This is a genomic window from Halorubrum sp. JWXQ-INN 858, assembly GCF_009806985.1.
In the GTDB taxonomy this organism is placed as follows: domain Archaea; phylum Halobacteriota; class Halobacteria; order Halobacteriales; family Haloferacaceae; genus Halorubrum.
In genome coordinates, this window is sequence record NZ_WUAX01000016.1 from 391,859 (window position 1) to 414,601 (window position 22,743).

Here is a 22,743-nt window from a genome sequence, read left to right on the forward strand (position 1 = left end):
GGGCGTTACAACCGACCCTCCCAGTCGATCCACTCCTGCTCCCAGCCGTGTCCCGCCGACCCCTGTGCCGCGCGTTCGGCGTCCTCGCGGCGGGTTCGGTTCCGCTCGACGCCCGGCTGCTCCCCGTCGACGAGCATCGGACGGAGGCGAGCCGGGCCCGCGGTCTCGACCGTGTGGAACCCCGCCGGTGCGTCGGGTCGGTCGACGGTCGGATCGGGAGCGGTCGCGTCGGTGCGGTCCGCTTCGGTGCGGTCCGCTTCGGAGGCCACGCCGTCGGCGACGGGTTCGATGGCGACGAGCGTCTGAACCGTGGTCCCCCGCGGATAGACGAGGCGACCGCCGTCGGCGAGCTGATCGCGGAGCGCCCGCGGCGGTTCGACCACCGCGGCCTCGAGCAGGATCCGGTCGTAAGGCGCGTACTCCGGCAGCCCGCGCGCGCCGTCGCGGCGATCGACGAGGACCGCGTCGTAGCCGGCCGCGGAGAGGTTCGAGCGGGCGAGGTGAACGGCGCCACGGTCGATGTCGATCGCGTGGACGTGGCGCGCGCCCGCGATCTCCGCCAGGGTCGCCGCGGTGTAGCCGATCCCCGCGCCGACGACGAGGACGTCGTCGCCCTCGTCGACGTTGAGCGCGGTCAGCATGCGCGCGACGGTGGCCGGGGCGAGCGCTCGGGTACCGCCCTCGTCGCTGGCGCGGTTCGCGTGGGGCGCGTCGTCGACGAACGCCTCGCGCGGGACCCGCTGGAGCGCCGTCAGCACGGACGCGCCGAGCGGCTCGCCGATCTGGTGTTCGAGCCCCTCGATCATGTCTGCCCGCAGCGCCGCTTCGTCCATGGCCGACCTCGGAACTCAGTCCTCTAAAACCGCTCGCTCGAGCCGTCCCACGACGGCGGCGGCCTCGACGCCGGGTATCGGCACGACGTCGGCGGAGAGCCCGGCGGCGTCGAACCACGACCGAAGGTCGTCCTCGGAACGACAGCGGCCCGCGCCGGCCGCCAACCGGCGGACGTCGACCGCCACGGCCGCCTCGGCGTCGAGTCGGTTCCGGAGGGGCTCGACGAGGACCAGCGTCCCGTCACGCTCGAGGCGGCCGGCCACGGCGGCGACCGTCTCGCGGGCCTCGGCCGGCTCCATCGACGTCAGGAGGGAGACGCCGAACGCGAGGGGCGTCGGCTCCGCACACGTCAGAGGCCGGGCCGTCGCGTCGACCCCCGCCGACTCGAGCAGCGGCCTTGCGGCCTCGATCGCCGCGGCACCGTCGAGGACCGTCGCCTCGATCCCACGGGCCTGGAACTCCCTCGCGTGAACGCCCGAACCGTCGCCGATCGCGAGGACGCGATCCGCGCTCGGGGCGGCCCGAACCGCGGCCGTGACTCGGGCACGAACGGTCGCGGAGTCGGTCGCGAGCGCCGCACCGAGGCGGTTCCGGAGCCGGACGTCGTCGACGGGCGGGCCGGTGGCGGCGGATAGGTCGTCGTCGACGACCGAACTGCCGCTTTCCGGATCCCGGTCGGGAGCGTCCGCAGTCAGGGTCCGCGGGAGCGCCACGAGGTCGTCGAACGCATCGAGCGCCGCCGGGAGGGAACCGATGGACCGGAGGTCGCGCGTGGCGAGGAATCCGAGCGCCCGGTTGGTCACCTCGTATCGGTCGCCCACGCGGTCGAGGAGCCCGAGGTCGGCGAGCGCGTGAACGACGGCGGTGGCGGCGTCGGGCGTCAGTTCGGTCTCCGCCGCCAGCGCCGCGGGCGTGCCGACGCCCCTCGAGAGCGCCTCCATGCTCCCCGTCTCCCGTACCGCCCACAGCAGGGCGAGCGTTTCGAGCGGCGGGTCCCGCGAATCGCGCGTCGGCATACCTACGCGAGACCGGTTCCGGGGATAAAAACCCGTGCCGTCACCGGCGACGCGACCCGTTGACGACGCGACCCGTTGGCGACGCGGTCCCGTCGGCGACGCGACCTGTTGGCGACTCTGGACACGCCACCGCCGTGCGGACGCCTCGAGCCGCCGTCGAGCCTCTCGAAACGGACGAACCGGTCGGTCGGGTCCCGTACGGGTCGCGGTCGTCCCGTCGAGATCCCGAGTATTCCGTGGGAGCGATTCACACGAATACGGCGGCGACAGCCACCGAGACTCGCCGTTCGGGCCGACGAGAAACACTATCCTTTTGACCCCGCTCGCGGTACACTCGCCTATAATGGGCCGACGCAAGAAGATCGTTCAAGAATGTGAACGGCTGATGGACAACCCGGAGCATATCCGGAACATCGCCATCGCCGCCCACGTCGACCACGGGAAGACGACGCTCTCCGACAACCTGCTGGCGGGAGCGGGCATGATCTCCCAGGACACCGCGGGCGAGCAGCTCGCGATGGACACGAAGGAAGACGAACAGGAGCGTGGGATCACCATCGACGCGGCGAACGTTTCGATGACCCACGAGCACGACGACACCAACCACCTCATCAACCTCATCGACACCCCCGGCCACGTCGACTTCGGTGGCGACGTCACCCGCGCGATGCGCGCGGTCGACGGCGCGCTGGTGGTCGTCGACGCCGTCGAGGGCGCGATGCCCCAGACGGAGACCGTGCTCCGACAGGCGCTCCGCGAGGGCGTCAAGCCCGCGCTGTTCATCAACAAGGTCGACCGCCTCATCTCCGAGCTCCAGGAGGGCCCCCAGGAGATGCAGGAGCGGCTGACGGCCGTCATCGCCGACGTGAACGAGCTCATCCGCGGGATGGCCGAGAACATGGACGACATCCCGACGGACTGGACCGTCTCCGTCGAAGACGGAACGGTCGGGTTCGGCTCCGCGCTGTACAAGTGGGGCGTCTCCATGCCCTCGATGCAGCGGACCGGCATGGACTTCGGCGACATCATCGACCTCGAGCAAGCCGACAAGCGCGACGAGCTTCACGAGCGAACGCCCCTGTCGAACGTAGTGCTCGACATGGTGTGTGAGCACTTCCCGAACCCCATCGACGCACAGCCCCGCCGTGTCCCGCGCATCTGGCGCGGCGACCCCGAGTCCGAACTGGCCGACACGATGCGGCTGGTCGACGAGGACGGCGAGGTCGTCTTCATGGTGACGGACATCTCGATGGACCCGCACGCCGGCGAGATCGCGACCGGCCGCGTCTTCTCCGGCACGCTGGAGAAGGGCCAGGAGCTGTACGTCTCCGGCACCGCGGGCAAGAACCGCATCCAGAGCGTCGGGCTCTTCATGGGGTCCGAGCGCGAGGAAGTGGAGCACGTCCCGGCAGGCAACATCGCGTCCGTCACGGGGCTGCGTGACGCCATCGCCGGTTCGACCGTCTCCTCCGTGGAGATGACGCCGTTCGAGTCGATCGAGCACATCTCCGAGCCGGTCATCACGAAGTCCGTCGAGGCACAGAACATGGACGACCTGCCGAAGCTCATCGAGACGCTCCAGCAGGTCGCCAAGGAGGACCCCACCATCCAGATCGAGATCAACGAGGACACGGGCGAGCACCTCATCAGCGGACAGGGCGAGCTCCACCTCGAAGTGATCACCCAGCGTATCCGCGACAACCAGGGCATCCCGGTCATCACCGGCGAACCGATCGTCGTCTACCGCGAGCAGCCCCAGGAAACGTCCCGGGAGGTCGAGGGACAGTCGCCCAACCGCCACAACAAGTTCTACCTCACGGTCGAGCCGATGGCCCAGGAGATCGTCGACGCGATCCAGCTGGGCGAGGTCTCGATGGACATGCCCGAACTGGAGCGCCGTGAGGCGCTCCAGGAGGCCGGCATGGACAAGGACACCTCCCAGAACGTCGAGGAGATCCACCGGACGAACATCCTCATCGACGACACGAAGGGTATCCAGCACCTCAACGAGACGATGGAGCTCGTCCTCGAGGGCCTCCAGGAGGCGCTCGACGACGGTCCGCTCGCCGCCGAGCCCGTACAGGGGTCGCTGTTCCGCCTGCACGACGCGAAGCTTCACGAGGACACCATCCACCGCGGTCCCGCACAGGTCATCCCCGCGGTTCGCAACGCGGTCCACCGCGCGCTGATCGACGGTGAGGTCCGCCTGCTGGAGCCGATCCAGGACGTCCGCATCGACGTGCCGAGCGAGCACATGGGTGCCGCCTCCGGCGAGATCCAGGGCCGTCGTGGCCGCGTCGACGACATGTACCAGGAGGGAGACCTCATGGTCGTCGAGGGGATCGCCCCCGTCGAGGAGATGATCGGCTTCTCCTCCGACATCCGCTCCGCGACCGAAGGCCGCGCCTCGTGGAACACCGAGAACGCCGGCTTCCGCGTGCTCGTCGACAACCTCCAGCGGGAGAAGATCATGGAGATCCGCGAGCGCAAGGGCATGAAGCTCGAACTGCCCCCGTCGATCGACTACATCTAACTCCCGCGCGTCTCCGCGGCACGGTTCGCGGCGGCTCCGCGTCGTGTTCCGTTTTTTCCCGTCTTCTCGTCTCCCCGTTTTCGTCTCCCCGCCTTTCGTCTCCCCGTCTCCTCGTCTTCGCTACCACGTCCAGTGCCGACGTCGTCACGCGATGCTCACATCGATCCCGCGGCGTCCGCCTCGATCCCGCGACGTCCGCCTCTATCCCACGGTGTCCGCTTCTATCCCACGGTGTCCGCCTCTATCCTACGGTGTCCGAGTCGCTCCACCGAGCGCTGACCGGGCCCGCCGTGCCGTACGTTCACACGCTCGGCGGCGAGGCAACGGCTGCCAACGCCGAAGGCTTATACCGGCTCCCGCGACTCGTTTCGAGTATGCAGACGGACACGAACCTCTATCGGCACACCGGGACGGCGGTGGGAGCATGACCGGTCCCGACCGGAGCGGGACGATCGACGGCGACCTCTCGACGGACGGCGGGCGGTCGACGACGCCGTCGACGCACACGGTGCGGCTCGAACTCAACGACGAGCCGGGACAGCTGCTCGCCGCGCTCGAACCGATCGCCGACAACGGCGGGAACCTCCTCTCGATCTACCACGAACGGGGGAACAAGACGCCGCGCGGTCGGATCCCCGTCGAGGTCGACTTCGAGGCGACCGAAGAGCGGTTCGAGGGGATCGTCGACGCGCTTCGCGCGGCGGGGGTGAACGTGATGCAGGCGGGCACCGAGGAGTACGCAGAGGACGTGACCGTCGTCGTCTTCGGCCACCTGATCGACACCGACCTCTCCGACACGCTCCAGCGGATCGAGGCGTGTGCGTCGGCGTCCGTCGCCGACGTCTCGTTGACCGCACCGAAGGGGACCGAGGAGGCCTCGAGCGCACGGCTCCGACTGGAGACGCGCGCTGGCGAGACGGAGACCGCACTGGCCGCCGTCCGGTCGCTCGCTGACGAGAAGGGGTTACGCGTCGTCGAGCCGCTCGTGGGGGTGGACGCGTGAAACTCGCCATCATCGGGGCGGGCGCGGTCGGGCGCTCGGTCGTCGAGCTCGCCGGCGAGTACGGCCACGAGGTCGTCGCCGTCGCGGACTCCGCGAGCGCGGCCGTCGACCCCGACGGAATGGACGCCGCGGCCGTCCTGGAGCGGAAGGCGACGGAGGGGACCGTCGGCGACGACGACCCGGCGGACGCGCTGGCGGCGGAGTACGACGCGCTCGTGGAGGCGACGCCGACGACGCTCGGCGACGCCGAGCCCGGGTTCTCACACGTGACGGCCGCGCTCGAACGCGACCGGCACGCGGTGTTGGCGAACAAGGGGCCGGTCGCGGAGCGGTTCCGCGAGCTCCGGGCGCTCGCCGACGACAGCGAGGGCGACGTGCGATTCGAAGCGACCGTGGGCGGCGCGATCCCGGCAGTGTCGACCGTCGAGGACGTCGAACCCGGACACGTCACGGCGGTCCGCGGCGTGCTCAACGGCACCGCGAACTTCATCCTGACGCGGATGGCCGCGGAGGGGCTCGATTACGAGCACGTGCTCGCGGAGGCACAGGACCTCGGCGTCGCGGAGGCGGATCCCTCCTTCGACGTCGAGGGGACCGACGCCGCCCTGAAGTGTGTGATCCTCTCGAACGTGCTCTCGTTCGGCGCGGCCGACGACCCGGCGGACGCGCGGGAGTTCACCCTCGCGGACGCGGACATCGAGGGGATCCGCGACGTCCCGGGCTCCGCGCTACAGCTCGCCGCGGAGGACGGCCAAACCGTCCGCCTGATCGGGGAGGCGACCGGCGAGACGGTTCGCGTCGCCCCGCGTCTCGTGCCGGAGAACGGCACGCTCGCCGTGTCGGGGACGCAGAACATCGTCCAGATCGAGACCTCACACGCGGGGCGGCTCAACATCTCCGGGCGCGGCGCTGGCGGCCCCGAGACCGCGAGCGCGGTGCTCGGCGACGTGGGACGGCTGGAGTGAGGTCGGTGCGGTCGGGTAACCGACGGCCGGGGTAACCGACTGTCGGAGTAACCGAGGGTCGGGGACGATCGACGATACCACCCCGGCGTCCACCGATCGTTGCCGACGACCGGCGATCCGCGACTCAGTCGTGTGTGGAGTTCGCGTGTGTGCGTGTGTCAAGATCGCCGGACGGCGACGGGATCATCTGTAAGGCGTATCGAAACCGTTTTAGTGGAATCGACTGTAAACCTTCTCACAGAGCGCCTTAGCGCGTGATTACCCCATGAGTGACAAACCGCATCAGAATCTGGCCATTATCGGCCACGTCGACCACGGCAAGAGTACGCTCGTGGGCCGACTCCTCTTCGAGACGGGGAGCGTCCCCGAGCACGTTATCGAGCAGCACCGCGAGGAAGCCGAAGAAAAGGGCAAGGGCGGCTTCGAGTTCGCCTACGTGATGGACAACCTCGCCGAGGAGCGCGAGCGTGGCGTCACGATCGACATCGCCCACCAGGAGTTCGACACGGACAAGTACTACTTCACCATCGTCGACTGCCCGGGCCACCGTGACTTCGTGAAGAACATGATCACGGGTGCCTCGCAGGCCGACAACGCGGTGCTCGTCGTCGCGGCCGACGACGGCGTCGCGCCCCAGACCCGTGAGCACGTGTTCCTGGCCCGCACGCTGGGCATCAACGAGCTCATCATCGGCGTCAACAAGATGGACCTCGTCGACTACGCCGAGTCCTCGTACGACGACGTCGTCGAGGAGGTCAAGAACCTGCTCAACCAGGTCCGCTTCAACACGGACGAAACGACGTTCATCCCGATCTCGGCGTTCGAGGGAGACAACATCTCCGAGGAGTCCGAGAACACGTCCTGGTACGACGGCCCCACCCTGCTGGAGGCCCTCAACGAGCTGCCGGAGTCCGAGCCGCCGACGGACGCGCCGCTCCGCCTGCCGATCCAGGACGTCTACACCATCTCCGGCATCGGGACCGTCCCCGTCGGACGTATCGAGACGGGCATCCTGGCGACCGGCGACAACGTCTCCTTCCAGCCGTCCGACGTGGGCGGCGAAGTGAAGACGGTCGAGATGCACCACGAGGAAGTGCCGCAGGCCGAGCCGGGCGACAACGTCGGGTTCAACGTCCGTGGCATCGGCAAGGACGACATCCGCCGCGGCGACGTCTGTGGTCCCGCCGACGACCCGCCGAGCGTCGCCGAGACGTTCAAGGCGCAGATCGTCGTCATGCAGCACCCCAGCGTGATCACGGCCGGCTACACCCCCGTCTTCCACGCCCACACGGCGCAGGTCGCCTGTACGGTTGAGGAGATCAACCAGAAGATCGACCCGTCGTCGGGTGAGGTCGCCGAGGAGAACCCGGACTTCATCAAGTCCGGCGACGCCGCCGTCGTCACCGTGCGCCCGCAGAAACCGCTCAGCATCGAGCCGTCCGGCGAGATCCCGGAACTCGGCAGCTTCGCCATCCGCGACATGGGTCAGACCATCGCGGCCGGCAAGGTGCTCGAAGTCAACGAGCGATAATCGATGCAGCAGGCACGCGTCCGCCTCGCCGGCACGAGCCCCGAGGACCTCGACGACATCTGCGCCGACGTCCGCGAGATCGCGGACTCGACGGGGGTCGCCCTGTCGGGCCCGATCCCGCTCCCGACGAAGACGCTCGAGATCCCGTCGCGCAAGTCCCCGGACGGTGAGGGGACGGCGACGTGGGAGCACTGGGAGATGCGCGTCCACAAGCGTCTGATCGACATCGACGCCGACGAACGCGCGCTCCGTCAGCTGATGCGCGTCCAGGTGCCCAACGACGTCAGCATCGAGATCGTTCTCGAAGACTAAGCGCTAGGGCGCATTCGCGCCGCGCCGCTCTCTCTTTGTTTTCACCCGCCGAGCGACCGCGCTCGTGGTCCGGACGCGTCGACGACCCCGGAGTTCATCGCGCGTCGATCACGCCCGCCCGCCCGGCGACGAGCCCGCAGAACGCGCCGGCCGCGTGCGCGATCAGGGCGACGCCGGGCGCGGCGGTGACGATCGTGAGGAGGACGGCGACGGCTCCGAACAGCGCGAGCTGTGCGCGGGCCGGCAGGCGGAGCCGGTCGAACAGCGTCGTGGCGACGACGTTGCCGGCCAGCAGGTAGCCGCCGAGCGCGAAGACGGCCCCGCTGAGACCGATCACGCCGGGAGCGGGCCCGAGGAGGCCGCCGAGCGTCACCTGCGTGATCCCGGCGATCGCGCCGGTCGCCAGGACGAACGCGTGAAACCGGGCGCGCGTCGTGTGGCGCTCGACGAGCGGACCGACGAGCAGGAGCGCGACCGCGTTCGCGAGCAGGTGGCCGACGGACCCGTGCGCGTAGACGCTGGTGACGACGGTCCACGGCGCGACCGAGACGGGAGCCGACAGGACGAAGGCTCCGGCGAGGCCGACGACGCCGAGCACCGCCTGGACGAGGCCGACGAGACAGACGATCGCGAGCGTTTCGAGCGTCGCACGCATACGGCGATCGTTCGGGGCGCAGACGCATAAAGCCGTGAGCGGGGACGGACCGCCGAAACGGGTGCCAGACACCCACTACCGGACGGGCGAAAGGTAAGGTACAAGTACGAACGACTGTTTCGATCGGGTGAGGGCTCGTAGATCAGCGGCAGATCGCTTCCTTCGCAAGGAAGAGGCCCGGGGTTCAAATCCCCGCGAGTCCATCTGAAATTAACTCTCTAAGGAATGAACAGACAGCGTAGCGTTCGCTCTGTAGACGAGCTGTTTCCGGGCTGAATTCTATGCGATCCACTATTCCAATCACCGTGTGTGAGCCATTCGTAAATGCGAGAACACCCCACTAAGCCTTTGGGGGGCGACATGGCTGTGTGGTGTCGGAGTCGAACGCGCGAGAGTAGAATCCCCACATAGACATATCTGTCTCGACGTAGGGCAAGTGCGACAAAATCGATACACCACAACCCACAACTATGTCAACTGAAACGAGACTGACATGGCCCTCGATGTGGATCCCACCTCGCACGTCATTGGGGATTGAATATGTCCTTACCCAACCACTATAACACTACTAACAGGTAACTACGGTAAATGTATTGTAGAAATTGTGGAGAGGAGGTTAAGCTCGATAGTAAATACTGTTCTGCCTGTGGTAAAGTAACAGGAGCCAGTAGCAACCCCACAAACATAGAGGGGGAATCAGAAGACAGTACTGATCGTTACACTACCGATGATGCAGTCGGTGCAATGGATAGTGTTGTCCAATCAGGAGCGTCTATTCTAGCCGGATATTCTAGGCGTGCTGCAATCTCTACACTTGGTGGGCTGCTGATAATTTTTAGTTTCTTTTTCACTTACCAACAAGCCAGTGCACTTGGATTTGAAATGCAAGGTACCGGATTACAAATTTTCAGTGTAGAAGATATACTCACCGTAGTTGCACTTAGTATCATGATTATAACATTATCGACATACCGATGGAACAGTAGAACAGCTTCACTTTGTGTGATATTTGGCTTCATACCATTACTCTCATTTATCGGAGTGTTGCTGGGCTACAATTTCCCAGATCCAGAAGTCAGAGCATTTGTTCAGCCAGGATTCGGGCTATATCTACTGGGGTTAGGTAGCTTCCTAGTAGTTACATCATCAAGTCACAAAGCGATCCAAGGATTCTGGCAATATATTCGAGAGTAGAGCAAATAAGCAACTAGAAATAACCAGACTACTCGTCGGCGTCGTCGCGCTCGAACTCAAGATCGTCTTCATCGTGGAGTGCGTCGATGAGCTGTGTCAGGCGCCTATTGATAGAGCTGATCTGTGAGGCAATCCCGTGGCTCGTCTCGTCCTCATCAAGCCCGAACATCCACGATTGGGCAACATCCATATCGCGCTTGAGTTTCAACAGCTGCGACTCTAGCTGGGCGATGTTCTCCTCCAACTCTTTGATCCTGTTCTTCAGTCGGCGGTAAATGATACCCACGAGGGTGAACAGTACTCCGGCGACGAGTGCTATTGCAGTCTCTAGTAGTCCAGCTGGAATATTAGTCATGAGTGAAAAGTAGATAGTTGTCGTCAGATGCGTTCGCGACAGTCACTCCCAGTTTAACCAACAATCGGCATGGCTTCACCCCCAACTGTTGGTTAATTCTTCCTACAACGAGCGCCGGTTGGAGCGCGACACGCGCTGTGTCCGAATCAACTCCGTATCGATACGTCCCGAGATGTCGAAGTTGAGGCTGATCGTCTCTCCACTCCCGAGTGAGTACTGTACCTCTTCGAGTTGGCCGGTGGCGCGCTGATACTCCCCACCAACGAGTGTGGACTCAACCCACGACGGGGCAGCGTCGATATGGACTGAATCAGTGTCGGAGACATCGTCGAATCGGAGGTAGGCGCCGAGTGAATCCAAATCAGCCCCGTACTCGATGAGATCCTCGTTGTGGTGCTCGAACACCCAGTCTCCCGACTTGGCCTCGTCGCCCCACAGCCGGACGTCGTCCATCCCACCGACGAAGCCGTGGTTCTCATCCTCATCAGCGCCGATCCAATACGCCTCACCCTCTATGTCGGACGTGATTCGTCCGTAGTAGCCATCACCAGACGTGTCGCTGGTTCTGGGGAAAAACTCCGCCAGCTGTCCGTCAATGTACACACTACGCCCAGGATCGTCAAACACGATGCTAAGTCGCTGAGGGGCATCATTCGTCACCACACCCGACTCTGTTCGAGTTCGGTAGACGTCGGCTGAGTCTCCCATCTCGACACTTCCATCACCGTAGAGTCTGGCATCGTGATAGCCAGAGAAGGGGCCCAGATCGAAGTGGACGAGCGTCTGATACTCGTCATCACCGAGCTCTAGAAGCCCCTGTGGGTGGATGACGAATTCGTGCGTACGGGTAAGATTGCTGTCTCCTCGAAACGTGGACTCAACGTAGCTGTCTCCGTCGAAGTACAACGAGCTCGCCCCAATCTGGCCACCGTACGGGAATGCGTTGCCCCAGTTACTCACTGAGTAGGTGAATCCGGGAGAGATGTGTTGGGGCGCAATCTCTAGTGATCCCGACTCGTCTTTCTCGTTGATTCTCTCACCGAGTAGTCGTTCGGCCCGCGAATCGACTTCGGCTTGTGTCTCAACGTCGGCGTTCTTCTCGAAGTGTTCGATGACGCCATTGTCCCCGACTCCACGGGCCTCCAGTCGACTCACCTCGGCGTTGTTCGTCTCGGTAGAGGTATTAGTCCCATCATCACGCGTGCGCCCGTGAACAGTCACACGGTTGGCGTAGTCGGTGTAATCCAACGTCCGAGTCGAGTCGACAACACGCCAGTCAGGTTGTCCAGCCAACGTCCCGACTGGGTATGCGCTGATGTCCAACGTTGCGAAGTCGCGAACGGAGAACGTGTAGGCGCCAGTGTCGTGGAGTTCTTGTAGAATCTCGAACTCTGTCCCGTCTAACTCGAGCTCGTCAATCGTAGCGTAGCCATCGGGATCGACGGCGAATACTTCGCTGCGTCGAACCTCCAGTAGTTCGTCACCGTTCTCCAGAATCGGGCGGAACCGATCGTTCGCCCCGTCCACGCCGAACTCGAAGATGTGGAAGCGTTGTGGGGTGTCGTGTGAAACTGAGTCGAATGCTCTCTCGATCGTCTCCGCCGATGCTTCCTCAGTGAGACTTCGGATCCCAGCAGTCATCGAGGATGCGGGATCTACCGTCTCCAGTATCATCCCAACTCTGTCCACTGGTTCGTCGGGGAGCATCGTAGCCATCCAGTCCCCACCAAAGTCGTCGTCGAGGACGACGTTGGTATCAGTGAATTTCAGGATACCTTCGGGTGTCACTTCGACACCGTCCTGGGTGATCCCGACAACTGCGTCGCCTTCAGCACTCCACAGCCGTTGGAGTCCACCCTGTGACGTGTGCGTCTCGTCCATCAGCCCACGGTTCGGGGGCAACACATTGACGTCGTACTTCGTATTGGCCCAGGCGTCCTGAAGCGCGTCGTACACCGTCGTGTTCGAGTACGACACACTGGTGGTTCGACGATCTAATGCGACGAGTACACCCCGCCCTGAGACGCTTGTGGTGCCACTCGAGTAGTTAGTGTCGAACGACTCGACTTCGCCCCGAAACAGAATCTCTCCGCCCTGGTAGATGTAGACGTCGTTGAAGATCTCGTCGGCGAAGGTGGACTCGAACGGCACTGTCGCACTCCACGATCCCATCGAAGACGCAGCATCTGTGAATTGGAGTGAGTCCAGGTTCTGGTACACCATCGCCGAGTTGTCCCCGAGCTCGCCACCGATGGTAAGCACGGTATCACTCATAGTCCGGCCTCGAAGTCGTCGACGACGAACTTCCGTTCGGAGTACTCAGCTTTCTCGGCGAGAACGAACAGATCGAGTGTAACCCGACGCCCTGTTCCCACAGGGGTTGTGGCTATCGAGGCATCTGTAACAACTGCCCACCAATCTCGTAGTTCACCGACACTCGTTCCTGGTTCAACCAGAACAAGCGCCGACGCGAAGTCGGCACTTGGGTGGATCGACTGGTGGTACCACGGTTTGCCCCGAATATCGGTGCCGGTGCTTGTCGTCGACTCATTGCTGTATCGTGCGTACTCACGAAGGGTGTCGAAGGCGACACCGTCAGTGTCAGCGAGAAATTCAAGCGAAATAGTTCGTCCGACGCCAATCGTCGGCATCGAACCGCCAATAGCACCTGGGAGGGTGAGTGTGCCGTTGTCAAGCGTCTGTATCGTCCAGGAAATGTCAGTCATGTAGTAAAATAGATGGCGCGTTTTACATCCGCGAGATGCGGTTCGACTTCGACTGTTCCTTCTCTTCTACAACCAACTCGGCATTCTCTCGGATCAGCTCCGCGAGATCGTTGTCGCCCTCAACTCGAAGCGTCGCAGCGAACTGAGAACCACTGGAAGACGAACTACCACGAGACGCACCACCTGTGGCAACAGTGTCGGCTCCTACCTCGTACGCAGTATCGAGATGATGGGAGAGTTTGTCGAGAGGCAACACGGCCTCACTGTCACCAGCCTCACCGATTCGAGCGAGAGTGTCGTCAGTGATGATGCCACCTTCAGCCAGCTGTGGGAGATCGAACCCACCACCGCCAACAGTCGTGCTGGGGACACTGAGACTCCCACCACCCACGCTCCAGTCGCTTCCAAGTGGGTTGTTGACAGTAGCCGATGGGATGTTGAGTGACTGTCCACCAATCGACGCGGACGGGAAGTCAATCGAATCTGGAACCCGACTGTTGAACGCGTTAATCGCGATGTCAATGGCGTCCGAGATCCCGTTTGTAATCCCACTTACCGTGTCACTGATTACGCCCATAATGTTGGACTTGAGATCGCGAATGACACCCATCACACCGCCTGCGATGGCTTCGAACGCACCACGGAACTTGCTGACTCCAGCACCCATGAGCCAGGTAGTAACCCTCATGATGGCGCTTCTGACAGTTTGGGTGATGTCGGCTAGCTTGTTCGTCCACAAGCCAGCGAGCTTGCCCAAGAACTCGCTAACTGACTCGCTAGCCGAAGCCATCCAATTCTCGAGGAAGTCGAGTATCTCGTTGAACGTATCAGGAACTATCGAGTTCCCAATGAGGAAGTTGTAGAGCTTTTCGAATGCACCGGAGACGACGTCGAACAGTAGCCCGAAGACGGCTTTGATGCCGTCCATAAACGTCCCCTCAACGAAGCCCAGAATATCCCCGAACGTCGTCGTCCAGAACTCCTCAACGATGTCTAGAACCTCGTCAAAGTCGCCCCGAATAAGCGCGAGAACGATACGAATGGTAGCCGAAATGGCCCGCATCGCAGTGCCAATTGTCAGCTCGAGGTAGGCGAATGTCGCCCCCACAATCGTCATTATTGTGTCGCCGTGTTCGCCCCAGAACTTGCCGAGGAATTCGAGTACCGTCTCAATCTTCTCAGAGACAACGTCCATCGTCTCTACGACGTCGTCCATAATCAGCGAGAACTGCTCTTCCCACAGCTCCTGGAGCTCGACGAGAAGGGGCATCACGTAATCCTCAAAGACTTTCTCGGCGAACAATTGGACAGAAGCAAGTGCGGGTTCGACAGCGTCCCACATCGCCTGCGCTGCTTCCTGAATCCCGCCCATGTTGTTGTCCCACGCAGTGTAGATCGCGTAGGCAGTAGCACCGAGCAGAGCAAGTGCAGCGACTATCGGGAGAATCGTCGTCGCTGCAATACCAGTGAGGGCCGTCAATGCGATTGTGAATCCACCAACGGCTGCTGTCGCAGCCATGATGACTGCTGGTGCCCCATCGAGTCGCTCGTTGAGATCGGCAAAGGCGGACACCATCGGGCCAACAACTTCGACGATATCGATGAGGACTGGGAGGAACGCATCCCCCATCGTAATCATCACGTTGTGAAGCTCGTTCTTGAGGAGCTCCATCTGGCCCGCCATCGTGTCCGTTTCAACTCCTACCTCTTTGGCGAGGGATCCACCCTCCTCCATCGCCTGGTTGGAGGTATCCATCGCGTCGCGCATGGTGTCCGCCGACTCCGCTGTGTCGCGGAACGCACGAGACTGAGCTGTCGTCAGCTCGTCATTGAGGGTGTCAAGCGCATCTTGGTTCCCACCGATGGAGTCCATTAGCTCCATCATCGTATCCTGTGGAGCCTCATCGCGCATGTGCTCGAATTCCTCTGCGGAGACACCGAGCATGTCTGCGAACATCTCGACGTTGTCGGGATCCATCATCGACTCCGACACCTGCTGCATCCGCTGGGCAGCCACACGGCTGGAGGACGAAACCTCGTTGAAGGCACCGGATAGTCCGATGATCTCGTCGGACTCTAATCCGAGAGTACTCAGAGCCTGCCCAGAGCGCTGAGTCGAGTCGACGATCTCGTCCGACGTCGCCTGGAAGTTGTTCGACGTTTCGTTAATCGCGTCGCCAAGTGCGCCCACATTCTCAAGGGGCTCGTCAAGCGCAGATGACACCTTTCCAAGCGCAGTCCCTGCATCATCAGCAGACAGCGTCGTCGCAGCACCCATCTGAGCTGCTACTTCAGTGAACTCGGTGATTTCATCAACCCCTTCGGCCCCCATTCGTCCCGCCTGAGTTGCTAGCTCGGCGAGCTCGTCGTGGGCGAGTGGAATTTCAGTCGCTAAGTCCTTGATGTCACTTTCAAGTTCTTTGGCAACCGTCTCGCTCGTCACCTTCTCGACGCCAGCCATCGCATCCTCGAAGTTGATAGCAGCATCAGCTGCTTTTCCAAAGGCTGCCACTCCGGCTCCAGCGAGGATACCTCCGGCTGCACCAACCGCGTTCTTCATGTTGAGGGCCGAACCCTCAACGCTGCTGAACGCGCCAGAGGCATTGTCTTCGGCGTTAATTGCAATCTCGACGGATTCGCCTCCGCTGGGGGTGAATGACATAGAAGTAGTGTAGAAAGAACGCTAACCGCTTTGCTCGCTATTCAGCTGCTGCACCCACTCTTTGTCGGATTTTCGTGCTTGTCCAGGTGCTCGTTCGTGTGGGCCAGAACCGCGCGAGCTGCCGGACTGTTTCGCCTTCTCCTCGTTCTCAACTGAAGCGCCTTCCAGCAGAACGCGAATTTCTCGAACAGTCAGCTTGTAGAACGACTCGTCGCCAACAAACCGATATCCGTTGTCGTGAAGCTGCTTGATCCAGAGCGCTTTGTCTCTTAGCGCTGTTTCTCCGCCAATTCCATTAGCGTGTCCAGTTTTCCCTCTGGCACCTGATCCAGTATCTCGAGATTCTCAAGGTTCAGCGCATTCTGCATGTCGTAGCCAGACGCACGGAGAATTGCCTGGATTAGTGCGTCGAGTCCGAAACCGATCATGTCGTCAGCAACCTTGTTAGCGGTGACTTCGAAGTCACCTTCTCGGACGTCGTACCAGTGTGCGTTGAGAATCTCAGCGATTTCCTCGTCCGAAAGATCCGCCGGATTCAGCTGCCCATTAGCGTCGCCGAATTCGTTAAGATCGCCCATCGACATGGGAAGGACTCGAATCTCCTGTTCGACGCCAGGGAGAGACTGAGTAACTGGCTGGAGGTTATCATCGGCATCGCGCTGGACAAAGAAGTCTTCGGGCTTTGCAATGTTCAGCTCGTCAGAATTAGTAGAATTCATAGTGTCAGTCTCGCGTTGGTGGGGCTGGGATTCCCACGAGGGCTTGACGCCCAAAATTTGCGACAAAAGGAACGGGAATCAGAAGTCGTCGAAAACGGCGTCCCAGGCCCATTTTGTAAGTCCAGCTATTATCATGACTCCCACAATAACAGAAACAAACTCGGGAAGCAAGTCGGCTGATGGGTTAGGGTAAATTACCCAAAACGCCCCAAATAGTACTGCAAAAAGCGAAGTGGCGCCTATAGCCCTCAATGGCGTGATTGAATCCGCAAGATTAGACATGCTTACGAGATCAACCTAGTTGCTCAAAAACATTCTCCACCGAAATACGCCAGTCTGGACTCACTCAATTAGTTCGCGTTGAACTCGATGGACTTGGGCTCGAACCCGTTGTCCATTGTGGAAATAACGTCTCCGGCGGAAGGCCCGACATCGCCGGGACTCCCCAGAACGGCGTTCTTGAAGACGATATCTCCGCCGTCGAGCTCCCACACCAAGTCGAACTCGTTGCCTTCCAGGTGATCCGTGAGATTCTCGTGGTGGGCGAAGTTGCCTGCCACTGACGCCGAGAATTCCACGTCAAACTCCCCGATGTGGATGGCCTGTTCGGCCGTCCCCATCACCGGCGTTTTATCGTAGTTGTTCGACACCGAGAACGAGGCGGAACGGACTTCCGCAGCCATTTTGCCACCATCCTTGCTGATGTAGTCGTCAAGGAAGTGCTCGTACGAGCCACCGAGCGCGTCGGCGTGCGAGCCATCACCGAGTGCGGGGACACCGAGATCGCCAATCGAACCGTCGTACGAGTCCTCACCACGGAGGCGGAAGAGCTCGTCACCGGCGCTGTCTTCGACGACGACGTCGCCGGTAGTCTCCGAGTCGAGCTCGAAGGCGTCGATGGAGTCGAATGAGTCCTCAGTCGTGACACCAGTCGTGCCGTCAAGCATCACGTCTTCCGACGGGACACCGCCGTCGCCTTCGATCGTCAACGTCTGGGAGGTGTCGGAGGCCGACGTCGAGCGCACGGTGAGGGCTTCACCGATTGGCTGTTCGACTCGGAACATTCGAGCACGCTTCGCCTCGTACTCGAGGCTAGCCACCATTGGAAGGCCACTGGAAGGATCACCGGACAGATCGCTCAAATTCGGGTACGCACCACGGGCAACGACGTAGGTGCGCTCGCCGTCGAACTGTGCCCTGTCGACGACTGTGTGGGTACTTCGAACCCCACCCTCGTCGTTCCGAACCAGGGCGTCGCCGGCGGGATCAAGCGGGTTGCCTGAGCCGTCGACAAAGAAGCGCTGGAGGTGATAGTCGACACTGACAGAGTGATCCTCTGCACCAGTGAAGTGGTTCTGAATCTCGTAGTCGCCGAGTCCGCGCTGTGCCTCAACATTAGCGTCTCCACTCCAAACGAGAGCCGTTTCTAGCGTGTCGGAGAAGAGTTCAAAGTCGGGATCGTCCGGCGTGACACCTGGGGCGTCTTCGCGAACAAACTCGACTCGGTGGTTGCGGAAGCCAGTATCTGCCTGAGTTGCTTGATTAGTCATTAGTAGAAATTATCAGCAAAATGGTACTGTGCTACTCGAAGAGAGCAGCGTTAGTTACGAGGCGGTTCCTTCGTCCAGGTGTACCGAACCTGGAATTGAACTGCGTACTCAGTCGGACTTGCGTCGTCATCGATGAGATCCGTTCGGGAGCCAACTGCCAGTGAGAGATAGTCACCGGGCGACTGATTGTGTCCGATCACACGAGAGATCTCGTCTCCCATCTGCTCTGCCTGGAGACGTTGGCCTTGATTGGTGTCGTAGTCTTCGCGAGAACCGGCGAAGGCAGTCACGAGGACGGTTCCTGTCCGGTTTTGGACTCCACCGGCACCATCGCCGGCAATACCTGTGAAGCCAGTCTGTCCGCCACCTGCGACGTTCTCATCCCGGTTAGACACGGATACTTGGGGGAAGCCCTTGCCATCGTCAAACCAACCAGTATGGATGTCGCGATTACCCAACTCAGTGTGGACAGTACCGTTGTCCCATAGTTCTCGAAGGACGTCACGGATAGCCAGTTTTGGATCCGCAATCGTTTCGGGCATGAATTAGATCTCGTTGACGTGTACTGCGGTGAGGTGGAGCTGCTCTTCAACTGAGACTGCGCGGTACTTGGTGCCCGATTCGATATCAAGGAATTCGGTTGCGCGCTCCTCGTTGGCTTCTCCGGGCCTAATGGCGACGCCATCGTGCTGAAGGTAGATGACGGCGTCCCTCTCGACTTGTACGCCACCTCCTCTTCCCGAACGTCGCTCGGGGTGGGTTGGGAAGTCAATCGTCGCAGGAACCGTCTGGGGGGCTGTGTCAGCTTCTGCCCACTCGCCATCGGAATACGGATTGTCCTCGTCACCGCCCGAATCAAACTCGTAGTTGGTGACACGGAAGTCGCGTCCTAACATCTTGTGGGCGCGGGCAATTGCAGCCTTTCCTGGCGCAGTCATGCGACTCTCTGGGCAGAAATTGAAGCCCGGAGGTTACCTGTATCGACAGGTGCGTTCTTTTTAGCGTACTCTTCAATCTTCACGGCTAGGTGTTCGACGAGCTCGTCAGGACTGTCGACTTCACGTGTGTATCGATCGAATTCACTGAGTGCTTTCTCGACAGCTGGGCGAAGGTAGGGTTGTGCTTGGTTCGAGGCAGTCCCGTACTCAACGTAGACAGCGTACTCGGCGTTCGTCCCAACTCGGTACTCTCGAGAGCCAAACCCATCGTAGTCGAGTGCATCCAGCACACCGTCGAGTCCGAGCATCGTCACACCCGCCATCAGCGCATCACTGGGACGTGAATGTCCGATTTAATTCGAGTGTCAGCCAAGTCGTCGATCTCGTAGATCGTTACTTCCTCGCAGGCGTTGATGCAGTCGTACTCATGCCCAGACTGGGGCATCAGTCCCGGTGGGTACTCGTACTCCTCCGGGTGCATTTCGTCATCACGCGGTTCTCGCGACTTCGTCGGCGAATTATTGCTAGACATGATTCGTGTGAAAAAGTGGGTGTGTAGTTAGGCGGTGTAGACGGAGTAGCCACGATGTGGCGTGTTGAGTCGCCCAGTTGGATCGAGCAGCATTGCCTGATTCCAGTAGCGATCGGCATCGGTGTCGAGCTTTACCTGGGTAACAGCACCAGAAGTAGAAGACACACGAGGCTCCTTCGCAGTTGCAAGATGCGCTGCGAGATACGTCTCAACGTCAGCAAGGGCGCTTTCGTTCTCAGTGAACGGCTTACAGCGTCGGTTGACGACGATGTGTGCGTCCTCAATGAAAGCGGACAAGTCCGCTACATCAAGTTCTGTCTGGAGAATTTCTGAGACGTCTTTGGGAGCAATTCGTGCCATGTATGAATGAAAGAGAAGGGATTGTCGCGTCAGCGAAGAGGGGCCAGTTTAGGCCTCGATCTTGACGCCAGCTTCGGGACGAATAGCTTTCCAGCCGATCCGGTTCCGAACCTGGACGACGAGCTTGTTCTCCGCCTCCTTGTCGTACTGGAGCGAAGTCATCTCCTCGCGCTGTGACTCGATACCGTACCGGCCAGTATCGAACATCATCGCTTCACCGGCACCAATGAGGCTCGAGTCGTCGACGAGAACGTCGACACCACCAACCTGCCCGAAGGCACCGTCGCGAACGACGTCGTCCCCGAGATCGGAGGCACGAGTGAAGGCCTCGGACTTCATCAGATCGCCCTTCGACTGGGCGCTGACGATGAGGAGATCCGGATTGTACGAGTCGCCCTCGAGGGCCGTCATTGAGTCGACGACGTCCTCGTAGGCGAGCGAACCAGCAGCGTCGCCGATGACGTCGTCCTGGAGGTTGCCCTGGATCTCTTCGAAGGCAGCCTCGTTGAGGGAGTCGGCAAGATCCTGTGCTCGCTCCTCAGTGTGGAGGGCGATAACGTCGAGAAGCGCATCCTCGATGGACTCGTAGGTGAGTTCGACTTCGACACCGTACTTGTTGTGCCCGACAGTGACTTTTCGCGTGGCGTCACCGCTGGACGGGTAGGCCGTCCCCTCGTCGACGACTCCCGCTGCGCGGACTTCGTCGAGAACGGGAACCTCGACAGTATTCGAGTCGATACCCGTGCTGTCGATACCTCGGAATGCCTGACGAAAGACACGGTTCTGGTTGGCGTACTGTTCGACTTCTGCGCGGACTGCCTCCTGATCGATAACGTCGTTAGAGTGAATAGTACTCATTTGAATGAGATGGAAGTATCAACAAAATGATACTCAGAAATGGACTGCTGGGAACGGACTTCCGAATCCAGCAGAAAAGTGCGAACGCGCCCCGTTCGCGTGGGTTGGTTACTAATTAAGCCTGGAGCTCGCTGAGACGCTGCTCTGCATCGCCCTTCGCAGCGTCCCAGCCCATCGAGTCGTACTGCTCGATCTTGGACTTGAGCTCGGCAATTTCAGCGTCGGACTCAGTGTCGTCACCAGTAGAAAGTTCGGCGTCACCGTCACCCCCAGTCTGGGGCGCCGGCGTTGCCTCCGACGTTTCGTCGTCGTTCGAGGTGATAAGCGAGGCCTCTGCCTCGTCAAACGCCTCGCGGAGTTCGTCGAAAGAGAACTTCTCTGCAAGCATCTCGGCTTCGAAGGCCGTATCCTCCGATAGCTGGCTCGCATACTCGAGACGAACACTCTGGAGCTCGTTACGGAGCTCTTGGTTCTGAGAGCGAAGCGTCGCGATTTCATCGAGAAGTTCGTCGCCCTCGAGTTCGGCTTCCCCAGTTGCTTCCGACTCGTCGTCAGCCTCAACCGTAGCCTCCTCAGTCTTCTCCGACTCATCGTCGGCTTCAACTTCTGCTTCCCCGGTTTCGTCTGACTCAGTGTCGGCTTCAACCTCTGCCTCTTCGTCGTCCGGTTCGATGTCGTCAGTATTGTCGTCAGTCATAGTTGATGTAGAATCAGAACCACTCGTCGCGAGGATCGCATCGACGTCGGACACAGAAAGCGAGGCCAGCACCTCACTGGTGTGCTCTCCAGCCTCGACGTAGTTACTCGGCGAACCACCGCGTGGGACGAGTGAGAGATCGAGGAAGCGAACGTCCTCGACAATCACTTCGCCTTCGCTGGTGCGCCCACCGTCGCCGTGTAGGGCATGAACGGAGACTTCGAGTCGTCCCCGAGCAACCTTCGTGGCGAGTTCCTCGTCGTCGATTTCTGCCTCGAAGACGATCCCGATACCGGGCTCGAACCCGGCATCGACGACTTCTCCGACGACAGATTCGACGGTTTTGTCGTCATGGTTCTTGTTGAGTGGGACACCGACGAGCGACTGTACGGCAGCCTGAAGCGCCGTGTCGGGCCAGAACTTTGGCCCGTTCTTGCCGTACGTAACCTCGTTGGCGCCAATGGCGACGCCGTGGACGGTGTACGGTTCCGACTGATCTTCAAGGGCCTCACACCTGGCGACTCCGGTGGGGCTCGAAGAAGTAGTCGTGTGCTCGACAGTGTCAGTAGTAGTGTCTGTAGTCATCGTGTAATCACAACGTCGTGGGCGCCAACATTCGGAAACGTCTCGACAGTCCCCGAATTGTACGTTACAACGAATTCCGCTCGATATCGGCCCAACTCGTTCGTGTCCGATTTGTCCCAGCTGTAGCGGACAACGCCAGCTTCGTCGTCAATAACCTCTGCCGGTTCGTCGATGATCACGTCTCCACCGCGAGGCTGGTGCACCTGGAACCGAACGTCAGCGCCAGTGAGTTTGACACCATCACCGGCTCCGTCTCGAAGGACAGCCTGGATTCGTGGCGCCGTATCACCAGCTGCGATGGAGAACGTTTCACCCATGTACTATCAACTCGGGTTATTCGTACTGGAGCCCGACGTTAGTCAGATCGATGATGTCAACGGAGTCAAGATCGTACTCCTGCGGGAGCTCGTTCGTGAAAACCAGATCGCCAGAGCTTGCGTCTCGAACGTAGACGTAGTCAACTGTGCTTGCTGCATTGCCCACGTCAAACGAGATCTCGCCCAGTGTCACTTCCGTGTCTCCACCATTCGCTGAGACATCAGGATCAGTGACAGTCTGGGGTGAATAATCGGAGCCATCAGGCTCTGATGTAATGTCGCTATAGGTGCTTGCTTCTGCAAGAGAATCGGTACTGTCGTTGTAGAGCCCAATTTCTACGTCCCGCCCATTGAACGCGGATTCAAAAATAAGGAGCTCACCTTCGTCGTGCAAAAATGCC

Annotated in this window: 25 protein-coding genes and 1 tRNA gene; 7 read left to right on the top strand and 19 right to left on the bottom strand. The window is 60.9% G+C overall.

From position 1 onward, the window contains the following. Positions 1-5: 5 nt before the first annotated feature. On the bottom strand, positions 6-833 hold the full coding sequence (locus tag GRS48_RS13820; RefSeq protein WP_159487512.1) for a protein-L-isoaspartate O-methyltransferase: 828 nt from the start codon (positions 831-833) through the stop codon (positions 6-8). Positions 834-848: 15 nt separating this feature from the next. Next, positions 849-1,850 (bottom strand): SAM-dependent methyltransferase, encoded by a 1,002-nt coding sequence (locus tag GRS48_RS13825; RefSeq protein ID WP_159487514.1) that lies wholly within the window; start codon positions 1,848-1,850, stop codon positions 849-851. Between the two features lie 343 nt (positions 1,851-2,193). Between GRS48_RS13825 and GRS48_RS13830 the strand changes: the two genes are divergently transcribed. The 5 genes from GRS48_RS13830 (at position 2,194) to rpsJ (ending at position 8,194) form a co-directional block, all read left to right on the top strand. Further along, positions 2,194-4,383, top strand: coding sequence for an elongation factor EF-2 (locus tag GRS48_RS13830; RefSeq protein WP_159487516.1), 2,190 nt, complete (start codon positions 2,194-2,196; stop codon positions 4,381-4,383). A 424-nt stretch (positions 4,384-4,807) separates the two neighbouring features. Further along, complete coding sequence (locus GRS48_RS13835; RefSeq protein WP_159487518.1) at positions 4,808-5,386, top strand: amino acid-binding protein; 579 nt, start codon at positions 4,808-4,810, stop codon at positions 5,384-5,386. Next, on the top strand, positions 5,383-6,351 hold the full coding sequence (locus tag GRS48_RS13840; protein WP_321168471.1) for a homoserine dehydrogenase: 969 nt from the start codon (positions 5,383-5,385) through the stop codon (positions 6,349-6,351). Before GRS48_RS13835 ends, GRS48_RS13840 begins: the two co-directional genes overlap by 4 nt. Before the next feature lie 265 nt (positions 6,352-6,616). Next, the gene (tuf, locus tag GRS48_RS13845; protein WP_159487520.1) at positions 6,617-7,882 is read left to right on the top strand and encodes a translation elongation factor EF-1 subunit alpha; all 1,266 of its coding nucleotides are present in this window, start codon (positions 6,617-6,619) and stop codon (positions 7,880-7,882) included. A gap of 3 nt (positions 7,883-7,885) precedes the next feature. Beyond that, on the top strand, positions 7,886-8,194 hold the full coding sequence (gene rpsJ / locus GRS48_RS13850; RefSeq protein ID WP_008002209.1) for a 30S ribosomal protein S10: 309 nt from the start codon (positions 7,886-7,888) through the stop codon (positions 8,192-8,194). Positions 8,195-8,288: 94 nt separating this feature from the next. Here the strand turns inward: rpsJ and GRS48_RS13855 are convergent, their stop codons facing one another. Beyond that, on the bottom strand, positions 8,289-8,849 hold the full coding sequence (locus tag GRS48_RS13855) for a rhomboid family intramembrane serine protease (RefSeq protein ID WP_159487522.1): 561 nt from the start codon (positions 8,847-8,849) through the stop codon (positions 8,289-8,291). Positions 8,850-8,980: 131 nt separating this feature from the next. Between GRS48_RS13855 and GRS48_RS13860 the strand changes: the two genes are divergently transcribed. Then, positions 8,981-9,052 (top strand) — tRNA-Ala (locus GRS48_RS13860). 385 nt (positions 9,053-9,437) lie between these two features. Further along, positions 9,438-10,043 carry a zinc ribbon domain-containing protein gene (locus GRS48_RS13865; RefSeq protein WP_159487524.1) on the top strand — a complete coding sequence of 202 codons (606 nt, stop codon included), beginning with the start codon at positions 9,438-9,440 and terminating at the stop codon, positions 10,041-10,043. Positions 10,044-10,071: 28 nt separating this feature from the next. Here GRS48_RS13865 and GRS48_RS13870 read toward each other — a convergent pair whose 3' ends face one another. From GRS48_RS13870 to GRS48_RS13945, 16 genes are all read right to left on the bottom strand, one after another. Next, a complete protein-coding gene (locus GRS48_RS13870; protein ID WP_159487526.1) occupies positions 10,072-10,398 on the bottom strand; it encodes a hypothetical protein in 327 nt (108 codons plus the stop codon). Positions 10,399-10,500: 102 nt separating this feature from the next. After that, the gene (locus GRS48_RS13875) at positions 10,501-12,672 is read right to left on the bottom strand and encodes a hypothetical protein (RefSeq protein ID WP_159487528.1); all 2,172 of its coding nucleotides are present in this window, start codon (positions 12,670-12,672) and stop codon (positions 10,501-10,503) included. After that, a complete protein-coding gene (locus GRS48_RS13880) occupies positions 12,669-13,124 on the bottom strand; it encodes a hypothetical protein (RefSeq protein WP_159487530.1) in 456 nt (151 codons plus the stop codon). The genes GRS48_RS13875 and GRS48_RS13880 overlap by 4 nt, the downstream gene beginning before the upstream one ends. A gap of 22 nt (positions 13,125-13,146) precedes the next feature. After that, positions 13,147-15,786: a phage tail tape measure protein gene (locus GRS48_RS13885; protein ID WP_159487532.1), complete on the bottom strand. Its 2,640-nt coding sequence runs from the start codon at positions 15,784-15,786 to the stop codon at positions 13,147-13,149. A gap of 269 nt (positions 15,787-16,055) precedes the next feature. Then, positions 16,056-16,505: a hypothetical protein gene (locus GRS48_RS13890; RefSeq protein WP_159487534.1), complete on the bottom strand. Its 450-nt coding sequence runs from the start codon at positions 16,503-16,505 to the stop codon at positions 16,056-16,058. Positions 16,506-16,583: 78 nt separating this feature from the next. Then, positions 16,584-16,787, bottom strand: a complete 204-nt coding sequence (locus GRS48_RS13895) for a hypothetical protein (RefSeq protein WP_159487536.1) — start codon at positions 16,785-16,787, stop codon at positions 16,584-16,586. Between the two features lie 68 nt (positions 16,788-16,855). Next, positions 16,856-18,055, bottom strand: a complete 1,200-nt coding sequence (locus GRS48_RS13900; RefSeq protein ID WP_159487538.1) for a hypothetical protein — start codon at positions 18,053-18,055, stop codon at positions 16,856-16,858. Positions 18,056-18,105: 50 nt separating this feature from the next. Further along, complete coding sequence (locus tag GRS48_RS13905; protein WP_159487540.1) at positions 18,106-18,597, bottom strand: hypothetical protein; 492 nt, start codon at positions 18,595-18,597, stop codon at positions 18,106-18,108. A gap of 3 nt (positions 18,598-18,600) precedes the next feature. Beyond that, complete coding sequence (locus tag GRS48_RS13910) at positions 18,601-18,993, bottom strand: hypothetical protein (protein WP_159487542.1); 393 nt, start codon at positions 18,991-18,993, stop codon at positions 18,601-18,603. After that, positions 18,990-19,301 (bottom strand): HK97 gp10 family phage protein, encoded by a 312-nt coding sequence (locus GRS48_RS13915; protein ID WP_159487544.1) that lies wholly within the window; start codon positions 19,299-19,301, stop codon positions 18,990-18,992. The genes GRS48_RS13910 and GRS48_RS13915 overlap by 4 nt, the downstream gene beginning before the upstream one ends. A gap of 14 nt (positions 19,302-19,315) precedes the next feature. Further along, the gene (locus GRS48_RS13920) at positions 19,316-19,474 is read right to left on the bottom strand and encodes a hypothetical protein (RefSeq protein WP_159487546.1); all 159 of its coding nucleotides are present in this window, start codon (positions 19,472-19,474) and stop codon (positions 19,316-19,318) included. Positions 19,475-19,552: 78 nt separating this feature from the next. After that, on the bottom strand, positions 19,553-19,885 hold the full coding sequence (locus tag GRS48_RS13925) for a hypothetical protein (protein ID WP_159487548.1): 333 nt from the start codon (positions 19,883-19,885) through the stop codon (positions 19,553-19,555). A 48-nt stretch (positions 19,886-19,933) separates the two neighbouring features. Then, the gene (locus tag GRS48_RS13930) at positions 19,934-20,743 is read right to left on the bottom strand and encodes a phage major capsid protein (RefSeq protein WP_159487550.1); all 810 of its coding nucleotides are present in this window, start codon (positions 20,741-20,743) and stop codon (positions 19,934-19,936) included. A 115-nt stretch (positions 20,744-20,858) separates the two neighbouring features. After that, on the bottom strand, positions 20,859-22,025 hold the full coding sequence (locus GRS48_RS13935; protein ID WP_159487552.1) for a hypothetical protein: 1,167 nt from the start codon (positions 22,023-22,025) through the stop codon (positions 20,859-20,861). After that, positions 22,022-22,342: a BppU family phage baseplate upper protein gene (locus GRS48_RS13940; RefSeq protein ID WP_159487554.1), complete on the bottom strand. Its 321-nt coding sequence runs from the start codon at positions 22,340-22,342 to the stop codon at positions 22,022-22,024. The genes GRS48_RS13935 and GRS48_RS13940 overlap by 4 nt, the downstream gene beginning before the upstream one ends. Positions 22,343-22,358: 16 nt before the next feature. Further along, positions 22,359-22,736, bottom strand: a complete 378-nt coding sequence (locus GRS48_RS13945) for a hypothetical protein (RefSeq protein ID WP_159487556.1) — start codon at positions 22,734-22,736, stop codon at positions 22,359-22,361. Positions 22,737-22,743 lie beyond the last annotated feature (7 nt).

What these genes read in the sequence shown, in the direction of transcription:
- GRS48_RS13820 (WP_159487512.1), bottom strand. Translation starts at nt 833, where the DNA reads ATGGACGAAGCGGCGCTGCGGGCAGACATGATCGAGGGGCTCGAACAC.
- GRS48_RS13825 (WP_159487514.1), bottom strand. Translation starts at nt 1,850, where the DNA reads ATGCCGACGCGCGATTCGCGGGACCCGCCGCTCGAAACGCTCGCCCTG.
- GRS48_RS13830 (WP_159487516.1), top strand. Translation starts at nt 2,194, where the DNA reads ATGGGCCGACGCAAGAAGATCGTTCAAGAATGTGAACGGCTGATGGAC.
- GRS48_RS13835 (WP_159487518.1), top strand. Translation starts at nt 4,808, where the DNA reads ATGACCGGTCCCGACCGGAGCGGGACGATCGACGGCGACCTCTCGACG.
- tuf (WP_159487520.1), top strand. Translation starts at nt 6,617, where the DNA reads ATGAGTGACAAACCGCATCAGAATCTGGCCATTATCGGCCACGTCGAC.
- rpsJ (WP_008002209.1), top strand. Translation starts at nt 7,886, where the DNA reads ATGCAGCAGGCACGCGTCCGCCTCGCCGGCACGAGCCCCGAGGACCTC.
- GRS48_RS13855 (WP_159487522.1), bottom strand. Translation starts at nt 8,849, where the DNA reads ATGCGTGCGACGCTCGAAACGCTCGCGATCGTCTGTCTCGTCGGCCTC.
- GRS48_RS13865 (WP_159487524.1), top strand. Translation starts at nt 9,438, where the DNA reads ATGTATTGTAGAAATTGTGGAGAGGAGGTTAAGCTCGATAGTAAATAC.
- GRS48_RS13870 (WP_159487526.1), bottom strand. Translation starts at nt 10,398, where the DNA reads ATGACTAATATTCCAGCTGGACTACTAGAGACTGCAATAGCACTCGTC.
- GRS48_RS13875 (WP_159487528.1), bottom strand. Translation starts at nt 12,672, where the DNA reads ATGAGTGATACCGTGCTTACCATCGGTGGCGAGCTCGGGGACAACTCG.
- GRS48_RS13880 (WP_159487530.1), bottom strand. Translation starts at nt 13,124, where the DNA reads ATGACTGACATTTCCTGGACGATACAGACGCTTGACAACGGCACACTC.
- GRS48_RS13885 (WP_159487532.1), bottom strand. Translation starts at nt 15,786, where the DNA reads ATGTCATTCACCCCCAGCGGAGGCGAATCCGTCGAGATTGCAATTAAC.
- GRS48_RS13890 (WP_159487534.1), bottom strand. Translation starts at nt 16,505, where the DNA reads ATGAATTCTACTAATTCTGACGAGCTGAACATTGCAAAGCCCGAAGAC.
- GRS48_RS13895 (WP_159487536.1), bottom strand. Translation starts at nt 16,787, where the DNA reads ATGTCTAATCTTGCGGATTCAATCACGCCATTGAGGGCTATAGGCGCC.
- GRS48_RS13900 (WP_159487538.1), bottom strand. Translation starts at nt 18,055, where the DNA reads ATGACTAATCAAGCAACTCAGGCAGATACTGGCTTCCGCAACCACCGA.
- GRS48_RS13905 (WP_159487540.1), bottom strand. Translation starts at nt 18,597, where the DNA reads ATGCCCGAAACGATTGCGGATCCAAAACTGGCTATCCGTGACGTCCTT.
- GRS48_RS13910 (WP_159487542.1), bottom strand. Translation starts at nt 18,993, where the DNA reads ATGACTGCGCCAGGAAAGGCTGCAATTGCCCGCGCCCACAAGATGTTA.
- GRS48_RS13915 (WP_159487544.1), bottom strand. Translation starts at nt 19,301, where the DNA reads ATGCTCGGACTCGACGGTGTGCTGGATGCACTCGACTACGATGGGTTT.
- GRS48_RS13920 (WP_159487546.1), bottom strand. Translation starts at nt 19,474, where the DNA reads ATGCACCCGGAGGAGTACGAGTACCCACCGGGACTGATGCCCCAGTCT.
- GRS48_RS13925 (WP_159487548.1), bottom strand. Translation starts at nt 19,885, where the DNA reads ATGGCACGAATTGCTCCCAAAGACGTCTCAGAAATTCTCCAGACAGAA.
- GRS48_RS13930 (WP_159487550.1), bottom strand. Translation starts at nt 20,743, where the DNA reads ATGAGTACTATTCACTCTAACGACGTTATCGATCAGGAGGCAGTCCGC.
- GRS48_RS13935 (WP_159487552.1), bottom strand. Translation starts at nt 22,025, where the DNA reads ATGACTACAGACACTACTACTGACACTGTCGAGCACACGACTACTTCT.
- GRS48_RS13940 (WP_159487554.1), bottom strand. Translation starts at nt 22,342, where the DNA reads ATGGGTGAAACGTTCTCCATCGCAGCTGGTGATACGGCGCCACGAATC.